15 protein-coding genes and 1 pseudogene are annotated in these 19,703 nt (G+C 60.7%); 10 read left to right on the top strand and 6 right to left on the bottom strand.

All coding sequences use genetic code 11. The features are described 5' to 3' along the window. Positions 1-4: 4 nt before the first annotated feature. Positions 5-523 carry a hypothetical protein gene (locus tag V2B23_RS16215; RefSeq protein ID WP_430951291.1) on the top strand — a complete coding sequence of 173 codons (519 nt, stop codon included), beginning with the start codon at positions 5-7 and terminating at the stop codon, positions 521-523. A gap of 97 nt (positions 524-620) precedes the next feature. Next, positions 621-2,075: an aldehyde dehydrogenase family protein gene (locus tag V2B23_RS16210; protein ID WP_430951290.1), complete on the top strand. Its 1,455-nt coding sequence runs from the start codon at positions 621-623 to the stop codon at positions 2,073-2,075. 86 nt (positions 2,076-2,161) lie between these two features. Here the strand turns inward: V2B23_RS16210 and V2B23_RS16205 are convergent, their stop codons facing one another. Continuing rightward, positions 2,162-2,860, bottom strand: a complete 699-nt coding sequence (locus V2B23_RS16205) for a type 1 glutamine amidotransferase domain-containing protein (RefSeq protein WP_033231573.1) — start codon at positions 2,858-2,860, stop codon at positions 2,162-2,164. A gap of 447 nt (positions 2,861-3,307) precedes the next feature. Between V2B23_RS16205 and V2B23_RS16200 the strand changes: the two genes are divergently transcribed. Beyond that, a complete protein-coding gene (locus V2B23_RS16200) occupies positions 3,308-3,739 on the top strand; it encodes a hypothetical protein (protein WP_430951289.1) in 432 nt (143 codons plus the stop codon). Between the two features lie 149 nt (positions 3,740-3,888). On the opposite strand, the gene V2B23_RS16195 is transcribed toward V2B23_RS16200, so the two are convergent. Then, positions 3,889-4,611 (bottom strand): alpha/beta hydrolase, encoded by a 723-nt coding sequence (locus tag V2B23_RS16195; RefSeq protein ID WP_430951288.1) that lies wholly within the window; start codon positions 4,609-4,611, stop codon positions 3,889-3,891. Positions 4,612-4,756: 145 nt separating this feature from the next. On the opposite strand from V2B23_RS16195, the gene V2B23_RS16190 reads away from it, so the two are divergent. The 3 genes and pseudogenes from V2B23_RS16190 to V2B23_RS16180 all read left to right on the top strand — a co-directional run bounded on the left by V2B23_RS16190 (position 4,757) and on the right by V2B23_RS16180 (position 5,709). After that, complete coding sequence (locus tag V2B23_RS16190) at positions 4,757-4,891, top strand: hypothetical protein (protein WP_430951287.1); 135 nt, start codon at positions 4,757-4,759, stop codon at positions 4,889-4,891. 8 nt (positions 4,892-4,899) lie between these two features. After that, positions 4,900-5,001, top strand: a pseudogene (locus V2B23_RS16185) (MerR family transcriptional regulator); the annotation flags it as partial. Between the two features lie 48 nt (positions 5,002-5,049). After that, positions 5,050-5,709, top strand: a complete 660-nt coding sequence (locus tag V2B23_RS16180; RefSeq protein WP_430951573.1) for a hypothetical protein — start codon at positions 5,050-5,052, stop codon at positions 5,707-5,709. 186 nt (positions 5,710-5,895) lie between these two features. Here V2B23_RS16180 and V2B23_RS16175 read toward each other — a convergent pair whose 3' ends face one another. Both V2B23_RS16175 and V2B23_RS16170 read right to left on the bottom strand, forming a co-directional pair. Then, positions 5,896-10,518, bottom strand: a complete 4,623-nt coding sequence (locus V2B23_RS16175; RefSeq protein WP_430951286.1) for a pentapeptide repeat-containing protein — start codon at positions 10,516-10,518, stop codon at positions 5,896-5,898. 1,303 nt (positions 10,519-11,821) lie between these two features. Then, positions 11,822-12,004, bottom strand: coding sequence for a hypothetical protein (locus V2B23_RS16170; protein WP_430951285.1), 183 nt, complete (start codon positions 12,002-12,004; stop codon positions 11,822-11,824). Positions 12,005-12,234: 230 nt separating this feature from the next. Here V2B23_RS16170 and V2B23_RS16165 point away from each other — a divergent pair, with 230 nt between their 5' ends. Then, positions 12,235-14,349 carry an FAD-dependent oxidoreductase gene (locus V2B23_RS16165; RefSeq protein WP_430951284.1) on the top strand — a complete coding sequence of 705 codons (2,115 nt, stop codon included), beginning with the start codon at positions 12,235-12,237 and terminating at the stop codon, positions 14,347-14,349. A gap of 180 nt (positions 14,350-14,529) precedes the next feature. Here V2B23_RS16165 and V2B23_RS16160 read toward each other — a convergent pair whose 3' ends face one another. Further along, positions 14,530-16,146 (bottom strand): ABC transporter substrate-binding protein, encoded by a 1,617-nt coding sequence (locus V2B23_RS16160; RefSeq protein WP_430951283.1) that lies wholly within the window; start codon positions 16,144-16,146, stop codon positions 14,530-14,532. A 932-nt stretch (positions 16,147-17,078) separates the two neighbouring features. On the opposite strand from V2B23_RS16160, the gene V2B23_RS16155 reads away from it, so the two are divergent. Next, positions 17,079-17,672: a TetR/AcrR family transcriptional regulator gene (locus V2B23_RS16155; protein WP_430951282.1), complete on the top strand. Its 594-nt coding sequence runs from the start codon at positions 17,079-17,081 to the stop codon at positions 17,670-17,672. A 768-nt stretch (positions 17,673-18,440) separates the two neighbouring features. Here the strand turns inward: V2B23_RS16155 and V2B23_RS16150 are convergent. Next, positions 18,441-18,599 carry a hypothetical protein gene (locus V2B23_RS16150; RefSeq protein WP_430951281.1) on the bottom strand — a complete coding sequence of 53 codons (159 nt, stop codon included), beginning with the start codon at positions 18,597-18,599 and terminating at the stop codon, positions 18,441-18,443. A 69-nt stretch (positions 18,600-18,668) separates the two neighbouring features. On the opposite strand from V2B23_RS16150, the gene V2B23_RS16145 reads away from it, so the two are divergent. Then, positions 18,669-18,863, top strand: coding sequence for a CsbD family protein (locus tag V2B23_RS16145; protein WP_430951280.1), 195 nt, complete (start codon positions 18,669-18,671; stop codon positions 18,861-18,863). 102 nt (positions 18,864-18,965) lie between these two features. Continuing rightward, positions 18,966-19,673 carry a hypothetical protein gene (locus V2B23_RS16140; protein WP_430951279.1) on the top strand — a complete coding sequence of 236 codons (708 nt, stop codon included), beginning with the start codon at positions 18,966-18,968 and terminating at the stop codon, positions 19,671-19,673. Positions 19,674-19,703 lie beyond the last annotated feature (30 nt).

Below are 19,703 nucleotides of genomic sequence, written 5' to 3'. Positions count from 1 at the left end.
CACCATGCGTAAATCTGTAATCGGTCGAGCCCTGATCGTCGGCGCCTTCATCGTCACTACATTCGCGACGGGCTGTAGCAGCTCCGATGACAGTTCGAGCGAGACCACCTCATCAGCCAAGGCGACAAGTTCTTCGGCGCCGGCAGCCGCGACAGCCAGCGCTGTGGCGTCCGCTGCGGCGACCAAAGAAATCACGGACGCGTACATCACCTTCTTCAATGGAACTACCGCACCTGCCGCGCGTGCCGCCCTGCTCGAGAACGGCGATGTATTTCTTCCAGCGCTCGAAGCGATGGCCGCTGATCCGCAGTCGATGGCAACTACTGCCACCGTGGAAGGCGTCACCGCAGCCGGCGCCGACAACGCCTCTGTCAAATGGACACTCGTAATGGGTGGTACTCCCGTACTCCCCGACCAGTCCGGTGAGGCAGTACAGGACGCTGGTACCTGGAAGGTCTCCGCAACGACGTACTGCACCTTGATGGCTATCCAGGGGAGCGGGGCCACCGTTCCCGGTTGCTAGTGCCAACGGCCCGAATCTCCACCCAGGCAAGCTATTCGATCACCCCGATCGGCCAGCGATATCGGCTCATGTTTCGAACTACCCGAAAGCAGTCAGAATGACACTCCAATCGATCATGGACGAGGTACGCAATCTCCCGGGCACCGGTGAAGTCATTGCGGTCATCGACCCGGCGACCGAAGAACAGATCACCGAGTTCACCGATGGCGGGGCAAAGGCGGTCGAGGAAGCCGTTTCTCGTGCGCGCGAATCCTTCGAGGCCGGTGTGTGGCACGGTCTCCCCGGCAGTGAAAGGGCTAAAATCCTCTGGCGCGCTGCCGATTTGATCGACGAACACGCAACTGAGATCGCCCAGCTCGATTCGATCAACACCGGGATGCCATTCGTTCAGGCGCATTCCATCGTCGGTACCAGTGCCGAATTCTTCCGGTACTACGGCGGCTGGTGCACGAAGGTCAATGGCATCGCCCATGACGTGCACATGACCGGCGGGATCACTGGTGCTCATTCGAATATGCACGGATACACGCTCAAGGAACCAGCGGGTGTCGTCGGGCTGATCTTCCCGTGGAACGGCCCGATCTTCAACGCGTGCGCCAAACTTGCTCCAGCCCTTGCCGCAGGGTGCAGCGTCATCGTCAAGCCTGCCGAAGAAACACCGCTGTCGGCACTGCTACTGGTTAAGTTATTGGCTCAGGCCGGCGTGCCCGATGGTGTCGTCAACCTCGTCAACGGCTACGGCCACACTGCAGGCGCGGCACTGAGCGAGCATCCCGATGTAGACAAAATCGCTTTCACGGGATCCACCGAAGTCGGCAAGAAGATCGTGCAAGTAGCCAGTGGCAACCTCAAGAAGGTCATGCTCGAGCTCGGCGGCAAGTCGCCCGTACTGATCTATGACGACGCCGATCTGAACACGGCCATCCTGAGTGCCGCGATGGGTATCTTCGTGCACTCCGGTCAGGGCTGCATCAGCGGCTCACGCATCTTCGTTCAGCGGGGTGTCTACGATCAGGTCGTGGAGGGCATTGCGGCGATTGCCAATTCGCTGAAGCTGGGCGGACCTAAGGATGAGGGCGTCCACATCGGTCCGCTCATCAGTCAAAAGCAGCTCACTCGAGTCATGGGCTTCGTCGAAGAGGGAAAGCGCGACGGTGTCGAGGTAGTGGCAGGCGGATCCCGGATCGACCGGCCGGGTTATTTCGTGCATCCCACCGTCCTCACCGATGTCAGGCCCGACATGCGGCTCTATCAGCAGGAAATTTTCGGACCCGTCGTTCCGATCATGCCGTTCGACGACGATGACCAAGTGGTTGCCATGGCAAACGACACCACATACGGGCTCGCTGCCACGGCGTGGACCTCGGACGTCGGACGTGCTCACCGCCTCGCGAAGCGACTGGACGCCGGAACTGTCACCCTGAACTGCCAGATGGTCTTCGACCACGCTATGCCGTTCGGCGGATACAAGCAGTCCGGATGGGGCTACGAGCACGGCAGAGAGGGCATCGAGGGATATATGAAGACGAAGTCGGTTTACACCCAGATCTAGATCAATTTGCGTGCGATGGAAAAGCGCTCTCGCACATGACGATTCCCTAAGCGGGGCACGCATGGCTCCCCGCTTAGGGATTTCGCTCAGCTCAAGTCCGCGATGATTCGCTCTGCGAGGGGCTTGGACGACGCGGGATTTTGTCCGGTGTACAACTTTCGGTCCACTACAACGTAAGGGGACCACGCCTCGGCATTCGAGAACTTGCCGCCCTGCTCGCGTAGCTTCGTTTCGAGCAGCCACGGAGCCTTGTCCGCCAAACCTGCCTGGGTCTCCTCCTCGTTGGTGAAGGAGGTGAGGTTGTAGCCGTCGAATAGCCAGCTTCCATCGGATCTGCGTGCGGGAAGCAACGCTGCCGGTGCGTGACAGACTGCTGAGACAACCTTGCCTGCGTCCAAGAATTTCACCAAAAGCTCGCCGAAGGCTGTGGACACTGCGAGATCCTCCATCGGCCCGTGCCCGCCCGGAACAAAGACCACGTCGAAGGTGTCGGCGTCGATATCTTCGAGAATGTGGGGCGAGTTCAGCGCCGGCTGCAGATCGGCAATGTACTTGCGCATACGGTCGGCGCCCTCCTGACCTCCATTGACCTCGGGGGCAAGGCTTCCTTCATCCACAACCGGGACCTTGCCGCCGGGTGTTGCGATCACGATGTCGTACCCGGCATCGACGAACGCCTTATGAGATTCGACCAGCTCCTCGGCCCAGTATCCGGTGGGGTGGGCGGTCCCGTCGTTGAGCGTCCAGTGATCTGCAGAGGTGACGGCAAACAGCAACTTGGTCATTGCACAACCTTTCGTTGGAGACAGGACCCGAAGACAGGCCCAATCGGCAAAACAGCGTCAGTCAATGCAACACACTGGTCCGGAGAGAATTCCGCATCGGCCGTCTTCGGTGAGATGTGTCATGTCTACTCCGCAGTTGCGGAGCAGCTTTGTGCGCAGAGAATCCTTAATGTGTTTCTGCTGCAATATGTTTGATCGGCGAGCGATTCCACGATGTCCGAATGTTACAGTCGGGTCTCAATTTTAACCGGCGGAAAGTGCGTATACCTGCGCAAACCTCGATGTAAACCCTGCTAGGCATCGAAGCTTCGGTTCACAGCGGCCGGCATTCGTGATTGCATGGGTCGTGATCCAAGGAAGGCAATAGAGGTACGCAGCAATAGAGGTACACCGGTGCCTCGACAAATGCGCAAGTGCAAGGAAACGAAGAGAGCGAACGCGATCGAAATGACCACGCCGCAAAAAAGTATCGACCCCGACCTCGAAGTCGATTGGGTATGGGAAGACGGGCAACTACGAGGCGTGGCGGCCGACGGCGCCGTGAGGCTGACTGCGAATCTCCAACGTGCCCAATGGTCATGGGGTTCGTACACACTCTTTGCCGAGCAATTGGGAGACCAAGTGTGGCTCACATTCGACAAGGTTGTCGATGAAATCGGACGCCTCGGTATCACGGACACGACTGCTGTCGAGGTATTCGCCCCGTGGATGGGCCAAGCCGCGACACCACTTCGGGCGCTGAATTCTCCGCTGACGAAGGAAAAGCTATCAGCCCTGCCGGCTGAAGCTGAAGTGCCGGATTTTGCCTACGCCGTTGTTGCAGAAGCTGTTCGGATCTTCGAGAATCCCCAAAACCCAGATCTCACTGCAAGATTCTGAGTGGAAGTCTGCAGGTAGTCCGGCCAGCTGTGTCGACCGGCGTGTCTGTAATCATATGTGCGATTCTGGCGTTCTCCTTAATCTGTCCTCGATGAGCGGCGCCCCGGGCTTTACCGACACCGCCTGTCGCCAGCTCTGACGGCCAGGCCTCATTTGAGGTGGCGGACGAAGAATCGGCCCGCATCGTCCGCTGCGAACTTCGGAACGCCGGCGTGCCCACCCATGTTTGCCTGCAGCGTCTTCTCCCGAGAGTCGAAGGCGTCGAACAGGTCCAGCGCCAACTGCCGGTCGTTTCCCTCATCGTCCCACTGCAACAGAACGTGCAGCGGAATCGTGACCCGGCGCGCTTCGTCGAACATGGCGCGGGGCACGAAACTCCCGGCGAAGAGACCGGCGGCCACAATACGCGGTTCGACTACCGCCAGGCGGATACCGATAGCGATCACCCCGCCCGAGTACCCGACCGGGCCACTGATCTCGGGCAGTGACAGAAGTGCATCGAGGGTGGATTGCCATTCCGGGACCGCCTTCTCGACCAGTGGGATTACCAGCCGATCGACGATTTCGTCGACCGGCTGGCCGGCCGCGAGCGCGCGGTGCAGATCCGCGCGGGCCTGCTCGGCATCGGTCGATCGGGGTCGGTCACCGCTCCCGGGGAGCTCGATGGTGGCCGCGGCGAAGCCGTTCGCCATGCAGTGCCGGGCTCGCCCCGCCAGCCGGGGGTACATGGTGCGCAGTCCGCCGGGGTGCCCGAGCAGGATCAGTGGCGCAGGCGAGGATGTGGGCGTCCACAGGATGCCGGGGATCTCGCCGAGGGTGAAATCGCGTTCCAGGCTGCCGTTTTCGCGGCGCTGTTCGGAAGTGAAGTGCATGGTCGTGCCTTTCGGGAGTGCTCGTTGAACGGCGCTCCCGGGCGACCTATCGCCCGACCGTGACCCTGAGGAGGAGCACCCACGTCGATACGTTCACGGGTACCACCTCCTCGTTCTTTTGCACGGCTTCGAGGAGAGAGTAGCAGTGGCTGTCGTCTGCGCCAACGGATTTATTGATGTTGACGGTCGAATTCTCGAGTTCGCCGACCTGATTGCCGACGGTCAGACGAACACGGATATCGTCGCTCGCTCGGTGATCTTGCGCGGCAGACTGGTCTGACCGTCAAGGTGATCCGTTTTTACTCGGATTGCGGGATCGTGCCACCGAAAGGCCGAAACCCGGCTGGTCACCGTCTATACGATTCCGATGCGGCGGCGCGTCTGGAGTTGGTGCGCACGTTTCGTGAGTTGGGTGTGGATCTGGAAACAATACGAAAAGTGCTTGCACAGGAGATGTCGTTGTCTTCGGTGATCGCCGCACATACCGAAGCTGTCTCCGTTCACATTCGTCTGCTCCGTAGGCGACGGGCGGTGCTGTTGGCGATTGCCGATCGGGGGTGCACGCCGTCGGCGATGGCGTCGATATCCCTTCTCGCGGGACTGTCCGAGGCGGAACGACGGGCTGTGATCGGAGAGTTCGTCGACAGCATATTCGGCGACCGGCGGGCCGAATCCGCGGCCGAGGGGATCGCGCGCACTCTGACTCCTGAACTGCCCGATGATCCTGAACCGGAACAGATTCGAGCCTGGGTGGAGTTGGTGGAACTCTCGCAAGATCGCGGCTTCCGCGACGTCATGAGGATGCTGACTGAGCACTTGGCTGTTGACCGTGCTTGCCACGGTAAGGGTGTGCACCGGGATACGGCTGCGATGATCCGCGATCTCGTTGGCCCGGCAGTGATAGCGGGGGTTGTGCCGTCGTCTCCCGAGGCTGGTCCAGTGGTTGATGCGGTCGCAGCGGATTTCGCACGGGTAGTTGACAGGCCTGCCGACGAGGGCCTCCGGCTCCAGCTGCTGACATGGCTGGATGCTGCGAACGACGGACGGAGGCAGAGGTATCTCGAGCTCCTCAGCGTGGTGAACGGTTGGCCGAAATAGTTGCAGGGTGAACTCGGCAGGGCGACAGTCGATCCCAGTGGAACGATCGACGAAGAAACGGTATGAACGAGCAGTGACAAGCCTTCGGGTGATTGTCGGTCCGTGATTGCACGCTACGACGGAAGTGGGCGATGCCCCACCATTGGTGAGGGCATCGCTGCCATTTGTCGAGAGGTGGGTGTGAGGTCAGCTGCCGAAGTTCGATTCCAGTGAGCCGAGAGATCCGGTTGTGGGCGGGTCAACCACTGGGGCGCCTGTGACGTTGACGGTGACCTCGAGAGTCAAGTCAGGGTTGATACCGTTGGCAGCTTTGAGGGTGAACGTGTACGTACTTGCGACGGTGGGTGTTCCGGTCAGGACACCGTCGGCGAAGGTCATACCGGTGGGCAGCTTCGACGGGTCGACCACGGTGATGGTGGGGGTGGGGTTACCGGTGACGGCAAATCCACGGGTCAGTGCCGTGCCGACGACAGCATTGAGGGTGACCGGTCCGGCGTCGGTGAACATCGGGGCAGCGGGTGCTGCATCCACCTCGAGGACGACATTGAGTGTTGCGGGGTTTCCGACTCCGTTGGTGGCGGTGACGGTGAAGGGGAATGCTCCTGTGTTGGTGGGTGTTCCAGTCAAAACCCCAGTCGGACTGAGGGTGAGTTCAGTGGGAAGTCCTGTGGCGGTGACGGTGGGTACAGGGTTACCGGTGACCGCGAAAGTGTGATTCAGGTCGGTTCCGACGATGCCGTTCAAGGTCACTGCGCCGCTATCTGTGAAAGCCGGGGCAGTGGGTGCTGCAACGACGGTCACGGTGACGTCGAGGGCTGCGTCGGATGTGGTGCTGTTGGAAGCTTTGAGGGTGAACGGGTACACACCGGTCGTGGTGGGTGTTCCGGTGAGGGTTTCGTCGGTGAAGGTCATGCCGGGCGGCAACTTCGCCGGGTCGACCACCGTAACAACGGGTGCGGGGTTTCCGGTAACCGGGAATGAGCGGGTCAGTACGGTGCCGATGACACCGTTTAGCTGTACGGCTGTGGTGTCAGTGAAGGCGGGGGCGACGGCTGCAGGGTTGACGGCAACCGTGAAGGTACCCGAAGCCCTTGTCAACGCACCGTTATACGTGCCGGCGACGGTGCAGGTGACGGTGGTGGAGCCGACGGGGAACAGTGTGCCGGAGGGTGGGGTGCAGTCGCCGAAGACCAGTCCGGTGGGCATGGTGGGGGTGGTCCAGGTGGCGGCGGTGCCGTCTGCGGATGTGGCGGTGAGGGTGACGTCGGCCGGAATTGCTGATGTACCGGTCAGCGTCGCGCCGTCAATGGTCGCGTCATCCAGGGTCGTGCCGGTCAGTTTCGCGTTGGTCATATCGGCGCGGGTTAGTTTCGCGCCGAGTAGGTTCGCGCTGGTCAGGTTGGCGCTAGTCAGTTTCGCGTCATTCAGTTTCGCGCTGGTCAGGTTCGCGCTGGTGAGGTTCGCGCTGGTGAGATTCGCGTTGGTGAGGTTCGCGATTTCCAGGTTCGCGCCGGTCAGGGTCGCGCCATCCAAGTTCGCGTCGGTCAGGTTTGCGCCGGTGAGGTTCGCGCTATCGAGTTTCGCGTCGGTCAGTTTCGCGCTGGTCAGGTTCGCGACATACAGATTCGTGCCCGTCAGGTCTTTACCGGAACAATCGGTAAAGCTCGCGGGGGTGGGATTGGGAACGTAATTTCCGCACACCCGGGCAATGATCTGAGCGGGGGTCTCCGGTGCGGGGTTGATGGTGCCGTTGACTTGCATCGTTGCGTCGGGGGTGGTGCCGTTGGCGGCGGTGATGGTGAATGAGACGGGTCCGGGAGTGGTGGGTATTCCGGACAGGACGCCGGCGGCACTCAAGGTCAGGCCGTCGGGTAGTTCACCGCCAGTAACGTTGATCTGCGGGGTAGGTGTTCCGGTGACGGTGAAGGTGTGCGGTAGTTCGGTTCCGACGGTCCCGGACAATGTCACTGGTGCGGTGTCGGTGAAGGCGGGGGCGACGACTACGGCATCGACAGTGACGGTGAAGGTACCCGAACCTCTCGTCAATGCACCGTCATTCGTGCCGGCGACGGTGCAGGTGACGATGGTGGAGCCGACGGGGAACAGTGTGCCGGAGGGTGGGGTGCAATCGCCGAAGACCAGTCCGGTGGGCATAGTGGGGGAGGTCCAGGTGGCGGCGGTGCCGTCTGCGGATTCGGCAGACGCAGTGATGTCGGCCGGAATTGCTGATGTACCGGTCAGCGTCGCGCCGTCAATGGTCGCGTCATCGAAGGTCGTGCCGGTTAGTTTCGCGCCGGTCAGGTTCGTGCCGGTCAGGTTCGCACCGTCCAGGTGCGAGAGTCTCAGGTCCACGTTGGTCAGGTTCGCACCGGTCAGGTTCGCGTTGTACAGGTGAGAGCCATACACCTGAGAGCCGATAAGTGTCACGCCGGTCAGGTTCGCGTTGTACAGGTTCACCCAGTTCAGGTTCACGTAGTTGAGGTTCGCGTTGTACAGGTTCGCGCTGCCGAGGACTGAGTTGTACAGGTTGGCGTTGTACAGGTTCGCGCCGGTCAGGTCCGCGTAGGGCAGTATGGCCTTGGTCAGTTTTGCCTTGGTCAGTGTCGCACCGGTCAGATTCGCGCTGGTCAGGTTCGCACCTTCCAAGTTCGCGTAGCTCAGGTTCGCGCCGGTTAGGTTCGCGTAGGTGAAGTCTGCGCCGGAACAATTGGTGTAGGCGTCGGGGGTGGGATTGGGAATGTAGTTTCCGCACACCCCCAAGATGATCTCGGGGATGGTTCCCGTGGGAGCAACGGTGATGGTGAAGATGCCGGAACCTGTTGTCATGATGCCACCTGCCACGCTGGTGACGGTGCAGTTCACGTTAGTGCGGCCGACGGGGAATACCGTTCCGGAGGCTGGGGCGCAGGCACCGAACGCCAGTCCAGTGGGCATGGCGGGGCTGGCCCAGGCGACGGTAGCGCCGTCTGCGGATGTGGCGGTGGCGTTGATGTCGGCCGGAATTAGAGACGAACCGGTCAGGTCCGCGTCGGTCAGGATTGCGTTGGTCAGGTTCGCGCCGTCGAGAGTCGCGTCAGTCAGGTACGTGCGGGTCAGGTTTGCGTTGGTTAGGTTCGCGCCGTCGAGGCTCGCGTCGGTCAGGTTCGCGAAGTACAGGTTTGCGTTGGTCAGGTTCGCGCCGTCGAGGTTTGCGTTGGTCAGGTTCGCGCCGTCGAGGGGCGCGTTGGTCAGTTTCGAGTTGGTCAGTTTTGCGTTGGTCAGTTTCGCGAACTTCAGGTTCGCGCCGTCGAGGTTTGCGTTGGTCAGGTTCGCGTAGTTCAGGTTCACGTCGCTCAGCTGTGCGGCGGTTAAGTCTTTCCCGGAACAATCAGTAAAGCTCGCGAGGGTGGGGTTGGGAACGTAACTTCCGCACACCCTGGCAATGGTCTGGACGGGAGTCTCAGCGGTGACCTCGATGGTGAAGTTCAGGACTGTGCCGTACGGGTCATAGCCGTTTCTTGCAGTGATGGTGACGGAGTAGCTACCGGCGGCATCAGGTGTTCCGGTAAGGGTTCTGCCGGTGAGTGTGAACCAGTCGGGCCGGTTGTAAACAGTGAGGGCGAGGGTGGGTTCGGGTTTTCCAGTGACGTCGAAGGTGTAAGTGAAGGGCAGGCCGACACCAGCCTTCAGTGGCGCTTGTGGGGGATTGGTGAAGGCGGGTGCGACAAATAAGGGAACGACCTTGACTGTGAAGGTACCGAAGCCTGTCGTCGGGGCACCGTTGAATGTGCTGGTGACGGTGCAGGTCACGGTGGCGGTAGGGAGATAGACATGAAATACCGTCCCGGAGGCAGAGTCGCAGCCGCCGAAAGTCAGTCCGGTGGGCATGACGGGTGTGGCCCAGGTGACGGGGGCGCCGTCTGTGGATTCGGTGGTCACAGTGATATTGGCCGGAATTGCAGATGTTCCGGTCAGGATCGTGTTGGTCAGGTTAGCGCCGCGAAAATACGAGTTGCTCAGGTTTGCGCCGGTCAGGTTCGCGGTGGCCAGGTCCGCGTTGTCCAGGCTCGCGTTGTCCAGGTTCGCGTCGGTCAGGTTCGCGTTGGCCAGGTCCGCGCGGTACAGCTCCGCGTCGGTCAGTTTTGCGCCGGTCAGGTCTGTGGCGTTCATTCTCGCGCCAGTCAGGTCTGCGCCAGTCAGGTCCGCGTAGCGAAGGTCCGTGCCGGTCAGGTCCGCATTGGTCAGATTCGCGTAACGAAGGTTCGCGTTGGTTAAGGTCGCGTCGAGCAGAAAGGCGTCAGTCAGGTTCGCGCCGGCCAGGTTCGCGCCAGTCAGGTTGGCCTCCAACAAGTTCGAGCCGGTCAGGTCCGCGTCGGTCAGGTTCGCGTTGGTCAGGTTCGCGCGGACCAGGCCCGCGGGGGCCAGGTTCGCACCGATCAGGTTCGCGCCAGTCAGGTTCGCGTCGGTCAGGTACGTGCGGTAAAGGTTCGCATAGGCCAGCGTCGCGCTCGTCAGGTCCGCGCCTGCTGGGAAAGACTTTTCCGGGCAATAGGTAGCCCTCCCGGAGATTGGGTTGTCGTCGTAATTTCCGCACACTCGGTAAATGAGTTGGGCGGCGGTTTCGGCTGAGGCAGGTCCGACCGCTGTCCCGAACACCATGGAAGCTGCGAGAGCTATCACCCAGAGCGCAGCGACGATGGGCTTGTAGATCGCGCGCCTAGGTGGGTGCTGGTGTTCGGCAGTCGTCATGGTGGTGTTGCCTATTCCGGTTCTGTCCGCTGGGTGTGGTGCGGCTACGGAAGGCAACCACTTGGTAAAGATAACGGACATCAAGGGCATTTTGGCTGGCCACTTTAGGACACTTTGGGATTAGGCCCTTTGTGGCCACTAGTGCTTCTTGGGTGTGGCTGGTTGATGTGCATTTCTGTGTCGTGAACTGTGGTGATGGCATGTCCCGTTGTCGGCCTCGTTGTTCGGGTCAGGCTTGTGTGCAGTCGCCAGGAGCGCAAGGCGGCAGTTTCTCCGGTCCGTGATCGGTGCCCGAACAACCCGGTCTCGATGCGCGTTCCGCACAGCGTGCCGACCACTTCGTGCAGCTTGCGTGTGCCGTTTCAGCGCGGCACCCTCGCCTGGGAAGCGCCGTATTTCCCGCGGGGTCGGTATCGAGAGTCCCTTCGCTGATCTGAAGAACAACCGGATGGCGTTGCACCGCAGCTTCTGCGCGACTGGTTCAGTCGGCGTGAGCAGGCGGATCCGTGGGGGAGGTTCCTCGGCGGCCACCGCCGACTAGGTCACCGAAGTTGCCACGACGTTCCGAGAGTTCGAAATGCTCGGAGAAGATCCGTCGAAACCGGCCTCGCGACGCCTGATCAAGCTGAAATTGTGTATCGGCAGATCTACGGATTAATAGGTGAAATCAACAGCGATTGACGGGTGAACACCCTGGAGAGGGGTGTTCACCCGTAGCAATTCATTCTGGGCTGCATGCCGATCGGTAATCACGCTCAGTTGGGGTCTCTGGTCACACCACTCTGAAGCAGTTCATCCCTGCTCTGACGCTTCCTGATGTCAATGAACTCGACGGGGTATGGGTTCATCAGGCGGTCCGTGCGACTGCAGCGTGATAGCAAAATCCTCCGGGGACGCCAGTGAAACGTGGAAAGGTGTAGCCGGAGTGTTCGCCGCCACTTGGTGCAATGGCTCTACCGCTGGAGCTATCCCAGGGTCTCGAATGTTGTTGATCCCCAGTTTCTTTCAGTTGGATTGGCAGTGCCCTCCCGGGGGCCCGTAAGGGCACTGTCACGTTGGGTGGAGTTGACGCTAGTTGATCCAAGTTTGATCGAGAAGCATGACGCTGGTCATGCTCGGTACCACTCCGTAGACGTTGGAGGTCCAGGGTACGAAACTGGCGCCTGCACCCCAGGCCATCAAGGGGACCTTGTCGTCGATGGCTTTCTGTAGATCGGCGATCTTGCCGAAAGAAAACGCTCACCCTCAACACCCAACTCACCTACGGACCTCGAAGAGACCGTCGCCAACCTTGTTGACATGATTTGTGGAGCGCTTTCCGCCCACACCAAGGTGACTCATTCACAGCTCACTGCAGAAAAGTGACGATCTCGGGCGGCGGCATCTAGAGCGCGACGATCAAGCGGGCACTGCCCGTATCCACCCGAACCAACGCGCCGGAGTACCTGCGCAATGTGCACCAACTCACGACCCACTGCGCGGACATGTCCACGGAAGACGCCTCCGGTTCGTGTTCGGTGCCCGAACATCCGATCTCGATGCGCGCTCCGCACAGCGTGCCGACCACCTCGTGCAGACTCGCCGCGCCGTGTAGTTGCGGTCGCTTGTGGGACTCGGATTACGACTATCGCCAGAGGTTTACGACTATCGCCAGAGGTTACGGCACAGTCCCCAATGCTTTCCGCGTGGCGAGTTTGCCGATGTGATTTGCGGACTGTCTCGAGGGGCACGCCCGGTGACATCTCGATGTTCGGAAACTGTGCAATGTGGCGTTGTCAGGAGATTTAGGGTCTACTCGTGATCCGCAACCAGACCTTCCCGCACCTGCTCGTACCAGGGACCATCGGTCCCATCACCGTGCCCAACCGCGTTGTTCTGCCCGGCATGGACATGAACCTCTGCGAAGACGGAGAAATCGAGACGGGCGACATCGACCATTTCGTGGCGCGGGCAGCCGGCGGAACCGGGTTGATCATCACCGGTGCTTGCGCTGTCGCCTATCCGGCCGGATCCGCAAGCACCAAGGAACCCGGTTTGTCCGAGGATCGGTTCATTCCCGGTCTCACAGCGCTTGCCGACGCCATCCACGCAGCAGGGAGCAAGCTGTGCGTCCAGATGACGCACCACGGCCGGATCGCGCGGATCGATACGGTCCAGGACCGCCCGATGCTGGTTCCGTCGACGCCTTCTGCTCCCCGTGACAGGTCTGCTCTGGCCGACAATACTCCCGAAGAGCTGAAGAAGATGGGCGCTGTTACCGCAGGAAAGCAAGACTCCTATCACGAGGCCACCCAGGACGACATCGATTGGTTGGTGCGCACTTTCGCCGAAGCTGCCGGGCGAGTGAAGGCCGCAGGCGTCGATGCCGTCGAAATTCACTGCGCCCACGGCTACGTTCTGGGCGGCTTCTTGAGCCGAGCAGATAACAAGCGCACCGACAACTACGGCGGTTCCCTGGAGAATCGCGCGAGGTTGACTGTCGATGCCATCCGAGCAGTCAAGGCGGAGGTCGGCGATTCGATGGCTATTCTGCTCCGTGTCGCGGGACGTGAGTTCGGTGAGGAAGACGGTCTGACCACGGAGGAAGCCGCGCAGGCTTCAGCGCTGTTCGAGGCCGCCGGTGCCGATGCAATCCACGTCACGGGCTGGGGCCGAAATTCCTTCTCCAACTTCACTGACGGTCCGCTGCCGAACACAGTCGGCGCGTACATCGAACTTGCCGGCGAAGTAAAAAAGGCCGTGTCTATTCCGGTGATCACCGTGGGACGCGTGCTGCCTGAGGTCGGCGAGAAAGCAATCGCCGAAGGCAAGGCCGATTTTGCGGCGATGGGTCGCCAGTTGCTTGCCGATCCGCAGTTGGTGAACAAGCTCAAGGCTGGGACACCGGAGCGGGTCCGCCCCTGCATCAATTGCTATGTGTGCGTTCAGGAAAACTTCTGGGACGACACTCCGCTGTGCGCGGTGAACCCCGCGCTCGGCAACGAGACGCTGCTCCCCTTCGTGCACACCGCCACCCCGAAGTACGTGGTTGTTATCGGCGCGGGCCCCGGTGGACTCGAAACTGCTCGCGTGGCGGCCGAACGGGGACACCGAGTTACGGTGGTGGACAAGTCGGATCGCCTCGGCGGCACACTGTGGTTCTCGAGCCTCACGACGCCGGACAACGGTCGCCTGTTGGACTGGCTCAAGGTCGAGACCTCGCGCCTGGGCGTCGATATCCGGCTGAACACCGAGGCCACAGTCGCCTCGATCAAGGCACTGGGCGCCGACGTGGTTGTGGTGGCCACCGGCGCGGTGCGCGACCGCCCGTCTGTTCCCGGCGGCGACCTGCCGCACGTGCACACCGGTGATACGTTGCGCGCCTTGATGACCGGTGCCGGCGACACGTCGCAGGTTCCGCCGTTCCTGCGGATTATGGCCAAGTTGGGCAAGCTCTCCGGAATCACCAAGAGCCCCGCCGCGATTCGTGCGGTGACCCGCAAGTTCCTGCCGATGGGCAAGGACGTCGTGGTTATCGGCGGTTCGCTTGTCGGACTCGAACTTGCGGAGTTCCTGGCCGAGCGCGGACGCAACGTGACGCTGATCGAAGAAGGTCAGCAGTTGGGTGTTCCGATGGCGATGCCGCGCCGCTGGACCGCTGTGCGCCACGCCAAGGAGGCGGGTGTGAACATTCACCGTAATTCAACGGTGCAGCGAATCACCAAGGAGTACGTCGAGTTCCGTTCCGGTGACAAGACACTGACAGCTCCCGCCGATATAGTTGTCGTCGCATCGGGTGTGTCGGCGCAGGCGCCGCTGGCCGAGGCATTGGCAGCTGTGGTGTCCGATGTTCGAGTTGTCGGTGACGCCTCCGAGGTCGATTACATCGAGGGTGCAATTCATACTGCGTGGACAGTCGCAACAACTTTGTGAGTGGCGCTGGACTAGGCGGCCCGTCGCTCGGGTGTGATCTGTCGGCGGGCCGCAGAATGGAACTGTACCGGGCATCTCGGCTGCACGCGGGGTGATCGGCTGCGCCGGACAGGGATTCGTTTGTGCCGACCTGATCGAAGAACGATCAGGTCGGCACAAGTCTCCTACAAATGGTCGAGTCTAGTTCTTCCATGCTTCGTCGAAGAGGATCATGCTGTCGATGTTCTGCTGCAGTCCGTGGATATCCTTGTTCCACACGACCAGGTTCGGGACGTTGCCCCAGACGATCCACGGCACGGTCTCGTTGGCGCGTTCCTGAATCTGCGCAAGGACTGCCTTCTTGTCCTCGTCGGTGGTCGCGACACCCAACTTGTCCAGGAGGGAATCCATTTCGGCGTCGGAGTAGCCCGTGATGTTGTTCCTGCCGCCGGACTTGGTACTCGTGTAGAGACGCTCGAACGGATCAGCCTCGGGAAGACTGGCCGCACCCGAGCTCATGTCGAAATCGCGGTCGACGTACAGGCGCTTGATGAGATCGCCTGCGCCGGTGACGTACTCGATCTGCGCGTCGAATCCGACGGCGTTGAGCATTGCCTGCACGCCGAGAGCGGTTGCTTGCGCGGAGGGTTCTTGGATCGCAACGAAGTTGATCTTGCCGTCGTATCCGTCTGCCTTGGCCTGATCGAGTAGTTCCTTGGCCTTGGCCGGATCTATACCGGTCGGTGCGACGTCGTTGTGCCAGCGGGAGGTGTCCTGGAAGATCACCTGGCCGGGAAGGCCCTTGCCGTTGTTGACGCGGGTGTTGAGCGTTTCTGGGTCGATCGCCAATGCCATTGCCTGGCGCACACGGAGATCCGAACCGGGGCGACCCTCGGCCATGTTGACGTTTGCGAGGTAGCCGAGTGACGGGATGTCGATGAAGCCCGGGTTGCCGTTTTCGATCAGATCGAGGATCGGGGTGAGTGTGCGCATGTACGCGGCGTCGATGCCACCGGTCTTGACGGCCTCGGCGGTGGGCTGGGCTCCGACGATGCTGATGAGCTTGAGCTTGTCGATATTCGGTGCGCCGCCGTAGTAGTCGGGGCGAGCGTTGAGCAGAAGTTCCTCGTTGGGGGTGAACTTTTCGAGTGTGAATGCGCCTGCACCGATGGGCGTGAACAGATCACCCTGCTGAGCGGTCGGGGCGACGATCATGCCGGGGCCGGTGGAGAGCATCGACTGAATGCCGGTCCACGGATCGACGAGGTTGAAGACAACCGTCGTTGCGTCCGGGGTGTCCATGGAGGCAACCTTGGCTGCCCACAGGCTCGACTGCGGTCCCTTGTTGGTGACGTAGCGGTTGATGCTGTCGACAACTGCCTTGGAATCGAGAGTCGTTCCGTCGCTGAACTTGACGCCGTCACGAAGCTCGAGCGTCCACGTCTTGCTGTCGCTGCTCGGCTCGAGGGACTGCGCCAACTGCGGAACGAACGTCTGCTCGATGGGGTCGTAACGCATCAGCACGTCGTAAATCGCGCCGAGTTCACTGCCACCGGCAGATCCGGCGATCTGAACTTTGGCCGGATCGAGCGATGTCACTGCTGCATATCCGCTGAATGTCAGCGTGCCGCCCTTGGTGGCTGTACCGGGATCCGGCTGTTCGTTGACCATTCCGATCTTCAGCGAGGAGCCTGATTCGGCGGATTCACCGCCGCCACTCGAACTGTTGTCGGCGCATGACGCCAGGAACATGCTTGCGGTGATCGCCAGGGTAGCCGCGGTCAATCTGCGACTGCGACGAAGGGGACTGCGGATCATGTGAATGCCTCCAAGGTGAATATGAGTGAAATCTCCAGCGAAGATTCCTCGGTATGCGATGTGCCTGGTGTTGAATGTTGTCCCGCTCGACGGAAGTGGCGGATATCCGGGATCCGGATTTGCTTCTGTCTAGCCGGTATTCGTGTTCGTTCGGTCGATATGTTCGTACGTCTCGGCCCGGGGAGTTTGAATTTCGGGGGAGTAAGTGTCTAGAGGAACGGCGGTGACAGCCTCGGGCCAGTTCTTCACCTTCGTGCTGAGCTGAGGTAGCACGGGCACCCGCGTCGTCGATTCTCGATTCGTTCCACCTGGGTGCTCCTTCCGGCTAGCCTCCGACGGTCCAAGCGACGAAAGTCGCCGTCGCTAATATCATTTGGGCGTAGATCTACTGACCGTCCTTCGTGCTGGGGGAACTGACCATGCGACCTGCGGACGATGCTCGGCTCGGTCGAGATCGGAAAGGAACGAGTAGCTAGTAAATGGTGTCCACCCTGGATAAATTTTACCGACTAGCAGAAAGGCGCAGTTGGAGAGGGTAATTCACTCTCTTCATGTGTGGTGATCAACTCAGCACTGTCCTCCGAAATATGATGGGGACATGGAACGCGTCGTTCCATGGCGTAAAAAGTTGTCCTTCCCTCTGATCGTTTCAGGTGTGGCTACGGCACTGACTGGTCGTGGAACTGCCGATGTGGTCAGATGTTCGGCTGAACTGGTTTGGTTGACGTCGTGACGAATCGGCAGGGCTCGGGGCGGTTCGTGGACCCCGGGTGAGGCCCGGGGTTCAGGTGTATTGCTGTGCTCGGCGAGCTGGATACGTCTCTGGGACGCCGACCATCACCTCAGCACGACCCGACAGCAAGTACGAGATGAGTTAGGTCACTTTTCGGTGCCCGTTGATTTGACAGTAGACAAGCGTCTACTGTCAAGGGGTGGTCGAGCCGAAGTCAGTGGGAAAAGCCTGGGGTAGAGACGAAGTGCGGCATGCCGTATTGCGGGCAGCCCGAACCAAGTTCGCGGCCAAGGGGATGTCGGTAACGCTTCGGGAGTTGGCTCAAGATGCCGGGGTCAATCTCGGACTCATTCACAAACATCTCGGCAACAAGGACGACATCTTGCGCGCGGTCCTTGCGCGCAACAGTCAACAGTCTGCGAGCGTCGTCGAAAATGTGGAATCACTTTCAGAGGCTATGCGTCGTCTCTTTCTTGTAGGTGTTGCAGATCCCGACTATGTACGAATAGCAACGTGGCTGACTTTGGACGGTCGAACGGATTTACTTCCTACAGACGAAGCCGACGGTGGCACCATCCTCGCTCGGAGCGGTCGGTCGTCCGACTCGGTGGATGTACGCATCGTGTTCGGGCTCGCTGCTATTGCCGGCTGGTCCCTGTTCGGAAGTGAAATCCTGAACAACGCAGACGTTCCGGCCTCCGACCGTGTCAACATCGAATTGAGGATGGCTGATCTGCTGGCCGCGATAATGGAACTGCCGGAATTCGGGCCTGGTGACGTGCAAAATCCGTAGCGTCGTGGCTCGCGTCGTCCGATCCCCGCGATGTTTGTGGTCATCGGATGAACCGAAAAGTGATCAACCATTTCGTAGGTCACCAGCGCGGTTGCCATCGAAACCGGCGCATTACTATTGCTGAACCAAACACTCTGGGCGCTTCGAGGGGAATGACGGCTCATACGCCTCGGACGAGCACAGGCACAATGTGCGAACTGAATCATCGTCCACATGACTTTCCACCGCCAGTGGTCTGGGTGTAGGTAGTGATCCGCGCGGACGAACGGATGGGAGGTTTCATTGCCAGCAGCGATATTTCGGTTTTTGTGGCTGCGCCGGTGAGCATTGTTGTTGCGGCAGAGGCGAGGTCGAGTCGATCAGAACGTCTCGTTGATACGGGTGAGAACGTGGCGCCTGAAGTCAGCAGTAGCGGCGGAGACCCGGAGAATTCGGCTCGCGTGAGCTATGAACGAGCGTCAGGTCGATCTCAGGACGTCCGGGTGGGGATCGCACACAGGAATGAGAATCCGAAACCCTTCGTGTAGACCAAAGCTTCCGAGACGATCCTCACTGCGTTCGCAAAATGTATTGAACGAATTTCACGCGTAGCAAACTAGGAGCGCTCCATACGGAGGGTCTACGTGTTGTTGCACGCTCAGAACGAATCGCGGAATCTCGCTGCTGACCAATGTCATTGAGTGCCCCAGTGGCGCGAGCGGTTCAGTGCGGGTCCATCACTGAGACCTACGGTGTTGACGCGCAGCAGAATGCGGCGTTGACTAGGCATTACGCCATGGCCGGGAGGCCGTCATGCTCATCGTCTTCGGACTGGTCGTCCTTCTTTGCGCGGCGACGGCTACAGTCGCGCACCCGTTGAGCAACTGCAGTCATGCACATCCGACAGCTGGCAACTTCGGGGTCTGCGGGCACGACGTCGATCACCATGGATAGTTCCGGCTGAGGACGGCTGGGCAAAACCGCTCGGCCGCCGATCGCCGCAGAGAAAGAAACGCCATGAGCATCATGAAGAAGATCCGACACAAGGCCGAAACTGCCGGGGGCGCTACCAAGAAGACTGTCGGCAAGGGCCTGGGAAATGAAAGGATGGAGGCCGAGGGAAGCACAGACCAGGCCAAGGGACAGGCTAAACAAGTCGGTGACAAGCTCAAGGAGGCGGGGCAGAAGGTCAAGCACGTCTTCAAGAACTGACTTGTCCCGCGCCGTCATTAGCTGGGGTAGTAAGTAATCAGTCCTGGTGCACGTCAGGATCGCGCTGCGAGGGGCCTGTGCACGCGAGAATAGGCGAGAAGTATGAGCGCACAACGGAATACGAGCGGCCGGACCGCGCCAGCCAAGACGCGAGGTACAGGCACGGCACACAACAGGAAAGCCGGCGGCAGTGCCACGCGAGGTGTGTCCGCCACGTCACGTTCGGCGCGAACGTCGAAGGCTTCAACAAGGTTGGGGTGGGGATCTTCGCAAGCGCTGGCTGCGCGGCAGGCGACTGCGGAGTCGACCGCGATCAAATCTCGGCGCGGCTCACCACGGCGCGCGGAGCCGGCACGACGATCGAAGCCGCGGCAATCACAGCAAGGTGATGCCACGGTTGCCCCCGAAGACGTCTCGACCGGCACTGATCGTGGTCCGGTGTGGCGGTCGGTCGAGGCCGCCCTCGAGTGGTTGAAAAACCACACTCACCTTGCTGATTCGGTGCAGGATCGGGTAGGGGCGGTGACGAGCAAGCTCCAGGAGAGGACGAAGACCTTTGTCGAAGGGGCAACACCCCACGGGCCGGGCGTATCAGCGGGGCTCGCAGGTGTCCAGGCAGTTCTGACGGGCAAGAATCCTGTATTGCCCGCGGTCAAGGGCATGGTGGCGGGACTGAGCCTAAAGACGAAAGCCATGGTCATCCTCCTGTTTGTCCTCGCGCTCCTGCTCGGGCCGGTGCTGCTCGTCGTCCTCCTGCTGGCGCTCATTGTCGCGGGGGTGATCGCAGCGGTGCGAGCCGCCGCCAAATAGGCCACTACCGTCGAAAGCTGTTGAACAACA

The organism is Rhodococcus sp. 24CO (genome assembly GCF_050586165.1).
Taxonomy (GTDB): domain Bacteria; phylum Actinomycetota; class Actinomycetes; order Mycobacteriales; family Mycobacteriaceae; genus Rhodococcus_F.
The sequence above is the reverse complement of the archived record's forward strand: the minus strand, read 5'-3'. Positions and strand labels throughout refer to the sequence as shown.